Here is a 13,179-nt window from a genome sequence, read left to right on the forward strand (position 1 = left end):
TCGGAGGCATAGTGAGCAGCACCCATGTTCGCGACCGGGGGCTGGACAGTGGGACGCAGGGAGACGGGCGCCCGAGGCTGGGCGCGGCGGCGGGGCGCCAAGCGTGAACGCTTGGAAGCCCTGCGGCCCTTCGCCTCCGGACGGGTGCTGGACCCCGGACACGTACGCGAGGCCCTGGAGGCGCTGCTCCGCCCTGGCGACCGGGTGGCCCTCGAAGGGGACAACCAGAAGCAGGCGGACTTCCTCGCCGAAGCGCTGGCCGGCTGCGATCCGGGCGTGGTGCACGACCTGCATCTGCTGATCTCCTCCATCAGCCTGCGCGAGCATCTGGACGTGTTCGAGCGGGGCGTGGCCCGCCGTCTGGACTTCGCCTACGCGGGCCCGCAGAGCGTCCGCATGGCGCAGCTTCTCGCCGACGGCAAGGTCGAGGTGGGGGCGATCCACACCTACGTCGAGCTGTACGCGCGGATGTTCGTCGACCTCGCGCCGGACGTCGTGCTGCTCTGCGCCGAGCAGGCCGACCGCGAGGGGAACCTGTACACCGGCGCCAACACCGAGGACACCCCGACCATCGCCGAGGCGGCGGCCTTCCACGACGGCGTGGTGCTGGTCCAGGTCAACGAACTGGTGGACGAGGTCCCCCGGGTGGACATCCCCGGCGGCTGGGTGGACCTGGTCGTGCGGAGCCCCCGGCCGTTCGCGCTGGAGCCGCTGTTCACCCGCGACCCGCGCCACATCGGCCAGGTGGAGATCCTGATGGCCATGCTGGCGCTGCGCGGCATCTACGAGCGGCACTCGGTGACCACGCTGAACCACGGCATCGGCTACGACACCGCCGCGATCGAGCTCATCCTGCCGACCTACGGCGAGGAGCTGGGCCTGCGCGGCAAGATCTGCAAGCACTGGACGCTCAACCCGCATCCGACGCTCATCCCCGCCATCGAGAGCGGCTGGGTGGAATCGGTGCACTGCTTCGGCGGGGAACCCGGCACCGAACGCTACGTGGCCGCCCGCCCCGACGTCTTCTTCACCGGCGCCGACGGCTCGCTGCGGTCGAACAGAGTGCTCTGCCAGCTCGCGGGACAGTACGCCGTCGACCTGTTCATCGGTTCCTCGCTCCAGATCGACGCCTGCGCGAACTCCTCGACGGTCACCGAGGGCCGCCTGGCCGGTTTCGGCGGAGCGCCCAACATGGGACACGATCCGCACGGCCGCAGGCACGCCTCTCCCGCGTGGCTGAGCCTGCTCACCGGTGAGGCACCAGCGATCCGAGGACGCAAGCTCGTCGCGCAGGTCACCCAGACCTTCCGTTCCGGGGGCACTCCGGCGTTCGTGGAGTCCCTGGACGCCGTCCTGGTGGGCGAGGAGACGGGCATGCCCATACCCCCGATCATGATCTACGGTGACGACGTCAGCCACGTGGTCACCGAAGAGGGGGTGGCCTACCTCTTCAAGGCCACCAGCATGGCCGAACGGCGCGAGGCGGTCGCGGCCGTAGCGGGTGCCACCCCGGTCGGCCGCGACATGGACGAGCGGCGCGTGGAACGGCTGCGCCGCGACGGACTGGTCGCCCTGCCCGAGGACCTCGGGGTCGACGTCCGCAAGGCGCAACGACGCCTGCTGGCGGCGCGCAGCGTCGAGGATCTCGTCGCCTGGTCGGGCGGCCTCTACGACCCACCGGCCCGGTTCCGGACCTGGTGAGGGCCGATGTCCACGACGCGCGAGCGGAATCCGGCACGAGCATCGAGGCCCTCGGCGGACGTGCTCGCCGACCTGGCCGTCCGAGCGCTGTGCGAGGAGGCGCGGTTGAGCCCCAAGCCCGGCCTGGTCGACGGGCGCGGCGCCGGCGCGCACGGGGACATGGACCTGGCGCTCCTGCTGGCCTCCGCCGAGGCGCTGCGGCCCGCGTTCCGGTCGCTCGCCGACGCGGCCCGGCGGACGGCCGCCGGCGCCGGGCCTCGCGGGGAACTCGGACTGCGTGAGGAATTTCGACCCCGCCGGGGGCTCGGGCCGCGCGACGAGTACGACCCTCGACGGCTGCTCGCGCTTCGCGAGAAACTGGGACGGATCGGTCGCGATGGTGAGGCGGCCATGTCACGGGTCACCGGAGGGGTGAACACGCACCGCGGCGCGCTGTGGACCCTCGGACTGCTGGTGACCGCCGCCGCCGGCGGCGCAGCCACCGACCGCCAGGCCGCTCGCGTGGCGGCGCGGCTCGCCGACCTTCCCGATCGGAACGTCCAGGCGGGGGCGATCTCCCATGGCGAGCGGGCGCGGCGCCGGTATGGGGTGAGCGGGGCGCGCGGCCAGGCCGTTGCGGCCTTTCCGCACGTCATCGACGTCGCGCTCCCGCGGCTACGCCTGGCCGGAGCGGCCGGGCTCCACCAGGACGCGGCCCTCGCAGTGGAGGCCGGACACCGGGAGCCACGGTTCGACGGTCACGTCGCCGCCCGGCTGGACGCCCTGCTGGCGGTGATGAGCCTGCTGGAGGACACCTGCGTCCTGCACCGGGGAGGGCTGGACGGGCTGCGCGTCGTGCGGTCGGGCGCCGAGCGCGTCCTGGCCGAGGGGGGCGCCGGCACGCGGCGCGGACGTGCCGCGCTTCTGGAACTGGACGAGCGACTCACCGCCCGGCGGCTGTCGCCTGGCGGTAGCGCCGACCTGCTGGCCGCGGCCCTCTTCCTCCACTCTGTCCCGTGGCCGTCGCCCGGCGACGCACGGCCGTGCCGACGTCAAGGGAGGCGTCCCGCATGCAGACGCTGAACTACGAGTTCCCCGCCGATCGAGAGCCCGCCCGGCGGGCGCACGTCGGGGTGGTGGGGTCGGGCGACCTGGAGATCCTCATGACCCCGGAGGCGTCCGGCGGCGCTCGGGTACGCGTGCGCACCAGCGTCGACGGGTTCGACACGGTATGGCGCACCGTGCTGGAGCGGTTCTTCGCCCGTCACCGTGTCGCCGGAAGCTTCGAGCTCAACGACTTCGGGGCGACGCCGGGCGTGGTCACCCTGCGCCTGCGGCAGGTGATCCAGGAGGGCGGCATATGACCTCCGCGCCGCTCTTTGGACGGGCGTCCCCAGACCGGCCGCCCTCCGACCGAACGGCGCCGGACCGGGTGGCGCCGCTCGCCCGCGACAGTTTCATCGAGCTGCACGCCCGGGCGCGCGCCACCGCGCTGCTCGACGACGGCACCGCCCGCGAGCTGTGCGGCGCCTTCGACCGCATCGAGTCCCCCTGGCTGGCGGCCCAGGGGGTGGTCCCGCAGTCCGACGACGGCGTGGTGGTGGTCAAGGGAGAACTCGGCCGGCGACCGTTGGTCGTGGTCGCCATCGAGCAGGCGTTCCAGGGCGGCGGCATCGGAGAGGTCTCCGGAGCCAAGATCACCGCCGCGCTTTCCCTGGCCGCCCAGGACAATCGGCACGGCGTCCCGACCGCCGCGATACTGCTGCTGGAGACCGGCGGCGTACGTTTGCAGGAGGCGAACCTCGGCCTGGCCACGGTCGCCGAGGTGTGCTCGGCGGTCCTGGAACTGCGGGCGCTGAGCCCCGTCATCGGCGTCATCGCAGGAGCGCTGGGCTGCTTCGGCGGCATGAGCATCGCCGCCGCGCTCTGCACCGAGCTGATCATGACCAGGGAGGGACGCCTCGGGCTCAACGGTCCCGAGGTGATCGAGTCCGAGGCGGGCGTCGCCGAGTTCGACGCCTCGGACCACACGCTGATCTGGGCTATCCACGGTGGCACGCAGCGCACCGCGACCGGTCTGGCGGACGTGCTCGTGTCCGACGACGTGGCCGAGGTGCGATCCGCCGTACGCGAGGCCCTGGGACGCGGCGTGCCGGACGAGCACCGCTCCCAGCGGATCGGCGAGCTGCGGGCGCTCCTGGAGGCCGTCGACCCGGCGCACCCGCCGGACCCGGCCGACCTGCCCGCCCTACGGGCTGACGCCGCACCTGTCGGCAGCGCCGTACGGACGAACGCCGCACCCGGCGAATCCGCAGTACCGGCCAACACCGCACCCGGCGAATCCGCAGCACCCGCGAACGCCGCACCTGGGGGCAGCGCCGTACCGGCCGACACCGCACCCGTACCGGCCAACGCCACACCCGGGGAAGGGGGGCGCCCGATGAGGACGAGGGACTCGGCGCCGGCGTCTCGGGGACTGGCCTGGATACGCGCGCTGGCCGGAGGGGAAGTGGGGTCCGAGGTCCCGTCCGTGGTGACGGCGGACGTGATGCTGGGGGACGATTCGGCCCGCCTGCTCGCCGTCGTGCCCGACCCGGGCAGCCCCTATCACCGTGCCTGTCGAGGCGAAGTCGGGCTCCGCGAGGGGCTCGCGCTCGCCGAAGCGGTGACCGAGGTCGTCACCAGGGACGCCGGGCTGCCCGAGGAGCGACGTCGTCCCATCGTCGCGGTCGTCGACGTGCCCAGTCAGGCGTATGGGCGGGTCGAGGAACTGCTGGGCATCCACCACGCGCTGGCCGTCGCCGTGGACGCCTACGCCTCCGCCCGCACCGCCGGACATCCCGTGATCGCGCTCATCGTCGGAACGGCGCTGTCCGGCGGATTCCTCGCCCACGGTTCGCAGGCCGGCCGGATGCTGGCGCTCGACGACCCGAGGGTGATCATCCACGCCATGCACGAACAGGCCGCCGCGCGGGTGACCCGGCGGACCGTCGCCGAGCTGGAGGAACTGGCCCGGCGCATCCCTCCGCTGTCCTATGACGTCGCCGACTGGGCGAAACTCGGCCTGTGCGACGAACTGCTGGACGTCGGCGACGCCGACGAGCCGACCGGTGAGGACGTGCGGCGGGTGCGGGCCGCGCTGACCGCGGCCGCCGGCCGAGCCCGCCACGGACCTCGCGACCTGAGCGACCGTCTCACCTCACCCGCCGCCCTGCGCACCCGGGCCGCCTCGCGGCGCATCCGCGAGGCGCTCACGGCCCAGTGGCGATGACCGGGCGACGACGGTGGCGGCCGCACGATCTGGTGCGGATCACCGAGATCGCCGCGCTCGAAGACGCGCCATGGGACCGGTTCCGTGCCACGCTCGATGACGCACCGACCAGCCCGGACTGGCCCACATTGCCCGTCCGCCCCCGGCTGGAAGAGGCGCTGCCGAAGTGGGCCTCTGCCTCGCTCGCCGTCTGCCCTTGGGTCGTCGTGCGCCGGGCGCCGCATCCGTCCGGCCTCATCCCGGTCGGCGTACGCGGCCCCGACCGGTGGCAGCGTAATGCCACCCTTGTCCCCTCCCACGCGGTCACCCGCACCGTGTCCCCCGAGGACCTGCGGGCTCGGCGCCCCGCCGATCGCCGGCTCGCCGTCACCCTGTCCGCCGTCGCCTCACTGCTCGCCGACGAACCGGGAGGACGGCCCGGAGACGGCGGCCTGGTGTGGGGGCCCACCGGAGCAGTCGGCTTCGAACTGGCCACCGGGCACATCGTCACCCATTCCGGAAGCGACCTGGACCTGCTGGTCCGAACCCCGCACCGGCTGGATCGGGCGCGGGCCGCGCACCTGGCGACCGCCTTCGCCGCCCTGCCCGCCCGGGTGGACTGCCAGTTGGACACTCCCCTCGGCGGGATCGCCCTCACCGACTGGGCACGCCCGGACGACCCGGTCATGGTACGAACCGACCACGGCCCGGAACTGGTGGACGACCCCTGGGCACTCGCATGACCGCCGGCCACCCGCCCCGCCCACGAACCGGCGGCACGGCCTCTCCCCACACCGCTCCTGATCAGGCCTCCATGTCCTCTCTCGATCCGGCCTCCATGCGCTTCCCCCACCCCGCTCCTGATCAGGCGTCCGTCGCCGTGGAGCGGCCGTTCCCATGGACGGCCGACCGTCTCAGGGTCGCGTACCTGTATCCGGGCCAGGGGACCCAGCGACCGGGGATGCTCCATGACCTGCCCGATCACCCGGCCGTCACCGCGACCCTCGCCGAGGCGGAGCGAATACTGCCCGGGTCGTCGCGGCAGGACTCCGCACCCGCGTTGCGGTCCACCGTCACCACGCAGGTCGCCCTCTGCGTCGCCGGGGTCGCCGTGACCCGGGCACTCGCCGCAGAGGGCGCGACTCCCGACGTCGTGGCCGGGCACTCGGCGGGCGCGTTCGCCGCCGCCGTCGCCGCCGGGGCCCTCACCTTCGCCGAGGCGCTCGTGGCCGTGCGCCACCGCGGCCAACTGATGCGCGACGCCTATCCGTGCGGGTATGGCATGGCGGCCGTACTCGGGTTGGGCGTCGCGCAGGTGCGGCGCGTCGTCGCGTCGGCCGCCACCGACGCGGACCCGCTCTACGTCGCCGTCATCGACACCGACCAGATGGTCGTGGTCTCCGGTGGCCTTCGCGCGCTGGAGCGCCTGTCCGCCGAGTCGTCCCGCGCCGGCGCCCGCCGCGTCCTGCGTCTCGACATCGGCGTGCCCTCACACTGCCCGCTCCTCGGCCATGTCGCCGAGGTCATGGCCGACCATCTGGCCGCTATCCCCCGGCGCCGGCTCACGGTCCCGTACATCGGCGGCGCGGGCCGGCTGCTCCGCGACACCGATACCGTCCTTGCCGACCTCGCCCACGGCATCGCCACGACGGTGAGATGGCGTGACGCGAACGCGCTGCTCGGCGAACTCGGCACGGCACTGTTCATTCAGACACCGCCGGGGCACGTCCTGGCCGGCTTCGCACGGGCCGCGCATCCATATGCCCGCTGCATCACCCTTTCCGACACCCCCATCGCCGAGGCCGCCCTGCTCAGCCACCGCGTCCATATCGGCACGTGAGCCCGCCACGAGCGGCCTCTTCAGGCGTCGATGCCCTCCCCGGACGTGCGCCTCCGCATAGAGGACAGAGCCGTGTCGGCGGCGGTCAGGGCGATGAAATCTGTGTCTGTCGAGACTCAACAGGCGCGTCTTCTCAAAGTGGTTGAAACAGTCAATAATGGCAGCGCGGTAGTAATCATCTGCACCTCGACGTCCAGGAGGTACCAGTGAGAACGACCCTTCGCGCCCTCAGACTGACGCTCGGCGTGACAGCCGGGCTGGCGCTGACGGTGTCCGGCGCCTTACCGGCCTCGGCAACGGCCTCCGCCACGAAGACCTCATCGGTCAGCACAGCGCCGACGTGGGAAGTGCGCGACATCGGGCAACGCATCTGCGTCACATCGCAATACGGTCACCCGGGCACGTACTTCTTTGTTCCGGTCTATGGAACCTGGTCGACGACCCTCACCACCGGAATACGGAACCTGCCCCCCGGTTCGACCAGCGTGGGCGGCACACCAATCCTGCCCGGCTCGAACTACGGCTCGACGATCAACGGATTCGTCCAGCTGACAGTAGCACCGGCCCCCGTCGGAACCTACGTCGCAGAGGTGTGGGCCTCGGACGGAACAGTGACCCAGACCGCCCCCGCCACCATCAACGTCCGCGAGAGCTGCTGAAGGTCGGAGCGCACGGCGGTCTCGGTCGACAAAGCCCAGGGTGACGGCGGTCTGCCGTCACCCTTCGCAATGAGCAGGGTAGGTCACGGGGTCCAGGCCGGGTCGCGGCCGATGAGGCCGAGGAGGCGGGTGAAGGGCGGGGCGTCGTCCGGTACGGCCACCGGGGGGCCGAAGGCGCCGCGTTGCCTGCCCATCTCGACCATCTGGTCGGTGAAGCGCTTCGCCCGCGAGACGGCCTCGGCGTCCGGTTCGTACTCCTGGCCGGTGGCCGTGGCCAGGTCCCAGCCGTGCACCACCATGTCGACCAGCCACAGTTCGGGCAACGTGGCCATCGGCAGGCCCATGTCGCTGGCGCCCTCCCACGCCTCGGGCTTCGACCAGGCGGCCAGCATGCGCTCCGCCCGTTCGGGGAAGTCGCCCGCGTAAGGGCCCTGCACGGTTCTCGGCCCCTTGCGCGCCAGCGACTCGAACATCTCCGCCACCCACTCGATGTGGCTGATCAGGTCCTTGACGTCGAACTTCTCGCATGGCGTCGGGAGGCCGAGCTGCTCGTCCCGCACTCCGCGCACCAATTTCGCGGTCTGTTCGGTGGCACGCCTCATCACCGGCATCATGTCGTCCATGGCTGCCATCATGCCCCGCTCGCCCGAGGCGCGGCTTGTAGAAACGCGACAGCGCGGCTGGGTGAACCCGTACGCGGGGCTCGCCGCCTTCGACATCGCCCGCCAGGCGCCGTCATCCGACATTTCGGCCTATGTGGACCACTTCTGGGTGGTGACCTGGACCGGCCTCGCGGAGCCGTACGAACAGCGCATCGTCTCCCACCCGACCGTCAACATGACGATCACCCGGGACTTCCACCGGATCGCAGGGGTCATCAAGGGCGGGTTCTCCTACACGATGCGAGGCGACGGTCGCGTGCTCGGCGTCCGTTTCCGGCCCGGCGGCTTCCGACCGTTCCTCGACGGCCCGGTGTCCCAGCTGACCGGCCGTTTCGCGGAGATCGGAGAGATGTACGGCCCGGCCGGCGCAGCCCTGGTCGAGGACGTCCTGGCCGAGCCCGACACCGCGGCCGCCATCGCACTCATCGAGATTTTCCTGGCGAGCCTCAAGCCGGTGCGGGATCCCGTCGCCGAGGAGGTCGCGGCGCTGGTGGGCATGGTGGAGAGCGATGGGTCCGTAACGAGGGTGGACGAGCTGGCCGCCAGATCGGGGCGGTCGGTCCGCTCGCTTCAGCGGCTGTTCCGGGACTATGTCGGCATCGGCCCCAAGTGGGTGATCCGCCGTTTCCGGCTGCACGAGGCCGCCGAACGGGTCAACGACGGCCTCGACCTCGCCACGCTCGCCGTGGAACTCGGCTACACCGACCAGGCCCACCTGACCCGCGACTTCACCGCCGCCGTCGGCATGCCCCCCGCCGCCTACGCCCGGCTCATCAACCGGCCCTGACCCATTCCACCGGCTCCACCCGCCGCACGCCACCGTCTCGCCGAGTGGTCGCACGGAGGTCGTCCGGGCTGATCACCCCAGTGACACTTCGAGATGAACACCGGGCCGACCCGCACGCGGCAGCAAGGTGCCCGGTGCTTCGGCCGGCGTCCCTGGAGTCCGCCGCCGATCGTCCCTGTCAGCGGCCGGGGGCTCGTTGCCTGACTTCCTGGAGCACCCAGCCGTTGCCGTCCGGATCGCTGAAGGCGGCATACGAGCCGTAGTCGGCGCGGAGCTCGTGCGGGCCGGCGACGCGTGCCTGCCCCGCGGCGCGGTGGACGACGTCTCCGGCGGCGTGGCCGTGGTGGAAGATTCCTCCGGCATCGTGGAACACCTCGCCCACCTCGATGCCGCGGCCGACGAGCTCCGCGCGAGCCTGCTCGATGTCGCGGACCACCAGGTACAGGCCCTGGGCCGATCCCGGCGCGGCGGGGGTCATTCCCTCGCCGAACATGATCGAGCACTCGGAGCCGGGCGGCGTGAGGTGCACCACGCGGAAGTCCTCACCGGCGGCCTTGTCGAGGTCCAGACGGAATCCCGCCTTCTCGTAGAAGGCCTTGGCCCGATCGACGTCGGAGACGGGCAGCACGATGACTTCGAGTTTCAGATCCATGGGGTTCCCTTGATTCTCGGCTTCGGTGAGGGCCGGACGTACCGGTCGGGCATGCCGCCACGCCCCGCGCCGCTTTGCCGTCCCCCATATACGAGCATATGCTCTTATCGCAGTACGCAGGCACCCGGCCCGGAACGGCCGTGTCTGTGCCCGCGCCTGGGCGCACCGCCGCGTCACAGCGCCCGGCGCCCTGCGGGTACGACCCTCCGCCGACTCGGCCGCGGGTCCGCCATCCCTTCACGCGGCATGGCATGCCTGACCACACCCGCACTCAGATGCGGTCACCGATAAGGAGATCGACCGATGGTCGCCAGTGACCTTGTACTCATCGCCGGGGCCGGCGGCGTGGGCCGTATGGTCCTCGACCGGTTGCGCGCACAGGATGTGCCGGTGCGGGCGATGGTCCGCCGCGACGATGATCGTGCCGCCGAGATGCGCGCGCTCGGCGCAGAGGTCGTCGTCGGCGATCTGACCCGGCCCGAGACCGTGGCGGCCGCGCTGGAGGGCGTGGGGCGGATGTACTTCGCGATGCCCGTGTCGCCGGACCACCTGCTGGCGGCGACCGTGGTGGCCACCGTGGCGAGAGAGCACGGTGAACTCTCCGGCCTGGTGGGCCTGTCCCAGATGACGGTGTCGCAGATGACCGCGACCAGCACCGCGGAGTCGCACCAGCAACGGCTGCACTGGCTGGCGGAGCAGGTGCTGAACTGGTCGGGCCTGCCGATCGTGCACCTCCGTCCGACGTCGTTCCTGGACAACCCGCTGTTCACCACGCTGGCGGCGCGGTCGATCCGGGCGAGTGGCACCATCGAACTGCCGTTCGGCACCGGGCGCACCTCTCCGATCGCCGCGGAGGACGTCGCGCGGGCGGCCGCCACCGTACTGCGCGACCCGGCTCCGCACATCGGGCACGTCTACGAGCTGACCGGGCCCCGCGCGGTGGACATGAACGAGATGGCCGAGGAGTTCTCGCGGGGGTTGGGACGTCCGGTCTCCTACGTCGACGTGCCTTTGGACCGGTGGCGGGCCGAGGTGCTCGCGAAGGCGGGCCTGCCGCCGCACACCGAACAGCACATCGCCACCATGGCCAGGCTGCACCGGGAGAACCGCTACGACCGCACGTCCGGCGACCTCGAAAGCGTGACCGGCGCGCCCGCCCAGACGATCGAGGCCTTCGTGACCGCCCGGAGGGACTTCTACCTGGGCTGACACCGCTCGAGCGACCGCGCCGCGGGCCTACAGGGCTCGTGGCCGGGGACTGGTGGCCGGGACTCGTGGCCGCGGGGGTACGTGGCCGCGGGAACCGGCTGCTCTTGGTGGTGTTCCCGGAGCCGCGCCTCACTCGGCCCAGGGCTGGAAGCCGGTGTGGAGGACGGCTCCGAGGGAGGCGCGCAGCCGGGCCGCCTCGCCGGTTCCGAAGGTCTCCTCGAACCGGGCCTGCACGTCCCGCCACAGAGGCAGCGCGGCCTCCAGCCGGGAGAGACCCTGGGGTGTGATCGTGACGACACGCGCACGGCGGTCGTACGCCGACGACTCGACGGTCACCAGCCCCTCCCGGACGAGTGGCTTGAGGTTCGAGGCCAGCGTCGTGCGGTCCATGGCGATCATTTCGGCCAGCCCGGTGATCGTCGTCTCGCCGTGGACGCTGAGCTTCTGCAGGATGCTGAACTGCGTCGCGCGAAGCCCGGCCGAGGCCAGAGCCTTGTCATAGGTCGCGCCGAGATAGCGGGCCGCCTTGCGCAATGCCAGGTTGTTGCACGAGTCGTAGTGCTTCGCCGGCGCGGGATCCATCGTGTCCTCCAGAGCTTCTCCGTCCAGGATAAGAGCACATGCTCCCAATTGCGGCGCCGCGCGCCCACGACCGCCGCGCGGCCGCTGGCAGCGCGGCGGTCGGTGCCCGGGGCGCCGGTTCGCGGAACCGAACCCGAAGCGTCGCCGGAGTACTAAGTACCGATGATCTCGTCGCGCGGAAGCGCCGCGAGGGTGCGCAGTACACGGAGGAAGGCGTCGCGGTCCTGTTCGGGAAGCCGGGCCAGGAGGCGTTCCTCGTTACGCCGGATGGCGGCCTGCGCGGCGTCGCGTACGCGGCGGCCCTCAGCGGTCACCGACAGCAGGCGGGCGCGCCGGTCGCCGGGGTCGGGAGTGCGCTCGATCAGCCCCGCCCGCTGGAGGCGGTCCAGCACGCCGATGATGCGCGTCTTGTCGGCGCCGATGGACTCGGCGAGCGCGGCCTGGGTGCGCAGCGGCCGCTCGCCGAGGGCCAGCAGGACGGAGTACTCCCACATGGTCAGGCCGTGCTCGCGCAGAACGGGCAGCTCTGCGTCGATCAGCGCCCGGGTCAACGGGCTCATCATCGCGGCCAGGTCGGGACGGTCGGGCACGCCAGCACTATACGGGTTGACAGATAATTTGCGCATGTAGATCATAAGCATCCGCATATTATCTACCAGTGCTTACGAATCATTCGAAGGAGAACCGTCATGGGCATACGTGAGCTCGATCGGCGCGCGGTGCGCGCGAGCGTCGACGTAGTGGCCGCAATAACCCCCGCCGACCTGCGCCGCCCGACGCCGTGCGCCGGCTGGGCACTGTCGGACCTGCTCGCACATATGACCGCCCAGCACCACGGCTTCGCCGCCGCGGCCGAGGGGAACGGCGACGACCTGACCGCCTGGAAGGTCCACCCGGCCGGCGATGACGCCGTCCCCCGCTACGCCGAGGCGGCCGAGCGGGTGATCGCCGCCTTCGCCGGCGAGGACGTGCCGGGCCGCACCTTCTCGCTGCCCGAATTCGGGCCGGACGCGCGTTTCCCCGCCGAGATGGCCATGTCGTTCCACTTCATCGACTACGTGGTGCACGCCTGGGACGTCGCCCGCACCCTCGGCAGGCCGTTCACCCCCGAGCCGGACCTGGTGGAGGCCGCCTGGCCCTACGCCCTGGCCGTCCCCAACGGGGAGGAGCGCCTGGCCCCGGGCGCCGCGTTCGCCCCCGCCCTGCCCGCGCCGGCGGACGCGTCCCGCTTCCACCAGATCCTCGCGCTGCTCGGCCGCACCCCAAGCTGAACCCCCGACGGGCTTCCTGAAGCGCCCTGGGGATCGAGCCGGAAATGTCGCCGACGGAGGGTACGGTCGGATCTCGGCATCTACCCGACCTGGGAAGATCCTCCCTCCGTCACGATCCAGGAGCGTACTGTGACCTCAGTTCTCAACCCTTACATCAGCTTCACCGGCCAGGCGCGGGAGGCCATGGAGTTCTACAAGAGCGTCTTCGGCGGCACCCTGACGCTGAACACCTTCGGCGAGCTGGCCGCGCAGCACGGCGGCGACCCCGACCAGATCATGCACGCCATGCTGAGGACCGACAGCGGATTCACGCTCATGGCCTCCGACACCCCGCCCGGGATGCCGCACAACCCGGGGGACAACATCTCGATCAGCCTCAGCGGGGACGACGCCGAGGACCTGCGCGCCTACTGGAAGGCGCTCAGCGACGGCGGCACCGTGACCGTCCCCCTCGAAAAGCAGGTGTGGGGCGACGAGTTCGGCGCGTGCGTGGACCGGTTCGGCATCTCCTGGATGGTCGACATCGTCGCACCTCAAGCCTGATCCATCCACACCGCGAGCCTCGGCCGACGCCGGGGAGGACCGCG

The 13,179-nt window shown here is 71.6% G+C and carries 15 protein-coding genes; 11 read left to right on the plus strand and 4 right to left on the minus strand.

Features of this window, described 5'->3' with window-relative positions; genetic code table 11:
* Positions 1-24 precede the first annotated feature (24 nt).
* The 7 genes from mdcA (at position 25) to ACWEN6_RS08755 (ending at position 7,429) form a co-directional block, all read left to right on the plus strand.
* The gene (gene mdcA / locus ACWEN6_RS08725) at positions 25-1,701 is read left to right on the plus strand and encodes a malonate decarboxylase subunit alpha (protein WP_452569653.1); all 1,677 of its coding nucleotides are present in this window, start codon (positions 25-27) and stop codon (positions 1,699-1,701) included.
* Positions 1,702-1,707: 6 nt separating this feature from the next.
* Positions 1,708-2,763 carry a triphosphoribosyl-dephospho-CoA synthase gene (locus ACWEN6_RS08730; protein WP_452569654.1) on the plus strand — a complete coding sequence of 352 codons (1,056 nt, stop codon included), beginning with the start codon at positions 1,708-1,710 and terminating at the stop codon, positions 2,761-2,763.
* Positions 2,751-3,044: a malonate decarboxylase subunit delta gene (locus ACWEN6_RS08735; RefSeq protein ID WP_354834869.1), complete on the plus strand. Its 294-nt coding sequence runs from the start codon at positions 2,751-2,753 to the stop codon at positions 3,042-3,044. The genes ACWEN6_RS08730 and ACWEN6_RS08735 overlap by 13 nt, the downstream gene beginning before the upstream one ends.
* The gene (locus tag ACWEN6_RS08740) at positions 3,041-4,951 is read left to right on the plus strand and encodes a biotin-independent malonate decarboxylase subunit beta (protein WP_452569655.1); all 1,911 of its coding nucleotides are present in this window, start codon (positions 3,041-3,043) and stop codon (positions 4,949-4,951) included. Before ACWEN6_RS08735 ends, ACWEN6_RS08740 begins: the two co-directional genes overlap by 4 nt.
* A complete protein-coding gene (locus ACWEN6_RS08745) occupies positions 4,948-5,673 on the plus strand; it encodes a malonate decarboxylase holo-ACP synthase (RefSeq protein ID WP_452569656.1) in 726 nt (241 codons plus the stop codon). The genes ACWEN6_RS08740 and ACWEN6_RS08745 overlap by 4 nt, the downstream gene beginning before the upstream one ends.
* A 71-nt stretch (positions 5,674-5,744) precedes the next feature.
* The gene (locus tag ACWEN6_RS08750) at positions 5,745-6,770 is read left to right on the plus strand and encodes an acyltransferase domain-containing protein (RefSeq protein WP_452569657.1); all 1,026 of its coding nucleotides are present in this window, start codon (positions 5,745-5,747) and stop codon (positions 6,768-6,770) included.
* Positions 6,771-6,976: 206 nt separating this feature from the next.
* The gene (locus ACWEN6_RS08755) at positions 6,977-7,429 is read left to right on the plus strand and encodes a DUF5980 family protein (RefSeq protein ID WP_354834880.1); all 453 of its coding nucleotides are present in this window, start codon (positions 6,977-6,979) and stop codon (positions 7,427-7,429) included.
* An 83-nt stretch (positions 7,430-7,512) separates the two neighbouring features.
* Here the strand turns inward: ACWEN6_RS08755 and ACWEN6_RS08760 are convergent, their stop codons facing one another.
* Positions 7,513-8,052: a TIGR03086 family metal-binding protein gene (locus ACWEN6_RS08760; protein WP_452569658.1), complete on the minus strand. Its 540-nt coding sequence runs from the start codon at positions 8,050-8,052 to the stop codon at positions 7,513-7,515.
* Here ACWEN6_RS08760 and ACWEN6_RS08765 point away from each other — a divergent pair.
* Positions 8,051-8,878 carry an AraC family transcriptional regulator gene (locus ACWEN6_RS08765; protein ID WP_452569659.1) on the plus strand — a complete coding sequence of 276 codons (828 nt, stop codon included), beginning with the start codon at positions 8,051-8,053 and terminating at the stop codon, positions 8,876-8,878. The genes ACWEN6_RS08760 and ACWEN6_RS08765 overlap by 2 nt on opposite strands.
* Positions 8,879-9,056: 178 nt before the next feature.
* Here the strand turns inward: ACWEN6_RS08765 and ACWEN6_RS08770 are convergent, their stop codons facing one another.
* A complete protein-coding gene (locus ACWEN6_RS08770; RefSeq protein WP_452569660.1) occupies positions 9,057-9,530 on the minus strand; it encodes a VOC family protein in 474 nt (157 codons plus the stop codon).
* Between the two features lie 303 nt (positions 9,531-9,833).
* Here ACWEN6_RS08770 and ACWEN6_RS08775 point away from each other — a divergent pair, with 303 nt between their 5' ends.
* Complete coding sequence (locus ACWEN6_RS08775) at positions 9,834-10,739, plus strand: NAD(P)H-binding protein (protein WP_452569661.1); 906 nt, start codon at positions 9,834-9,836, stop codon at positions 10,737-10,739.
* A gap of 129 nt (positions 10,740-10,868) precedes the next feature.
* Here the strand turns inward: ACWEN6_RS08775 and ACWEN6_RS08780 are convergent, their stop codons facing one another.
* Positions 10,869-11,321, minus strand: a complete 453-nt coding sequence (locus ACWEN6_RS08780; RefSeq protein WP_452569662.1) for a MarR family winged helix-turn-helix transcriptional regulator — start codon at positions 11,319-11,321, stop codon at positions 10,869-10,871.
* A gap of 152 nt (positions 11,322-11,473) precedes the next feature.
* Positions 11,474-11,911: a MarR family winged helix-turn-helix transcriptional regulator gene (locus tag ACWEN6_RS08785; RefSeq protein WP_452569663.1), complete on the minus strand. Its 438-nt coding sequence runs from the start codon at positions 11,909-11,911 to the stop codon at positions 11,474-11,476.
* A 99-nt stretch (positions 11,912-12,010) separates the two neighbouring features.
* Between ACWEN6_RS08785 and ACWEN6_RS08790 the strand changes: the two genes are divergently transcribed.
* On the plus strand, positions 12,011-12,592 hold the full coding sequence (locus tag ACWEN6_RS08790) for a TIGR03086 family metal-binding protein (RefSeq protein WP_452569664.1): 582 nt from the start codon (positions 12,011-12,013) through the stop codon (positions 12,590-12,592).
* 129 nt (positions 12,593-12,721) lie between these two features.
* On the plus strand, positions 12,722-13,135 hold the full coding sequence (locus ACWEN6_RS08795) for a VOC family protein (protein ID WP_452569665.1): 414 nt from the start codon (positions 12,722-12,724) through the stop codon (positions 13,133-13,135).
* The last annotated feature ends 44 nt before the right edge of the window (positions 13,136-13,179 follow it).

It is taken from the genome of Sphaerisporangium sp. NPDC004334, assembly GCF_053602655.1.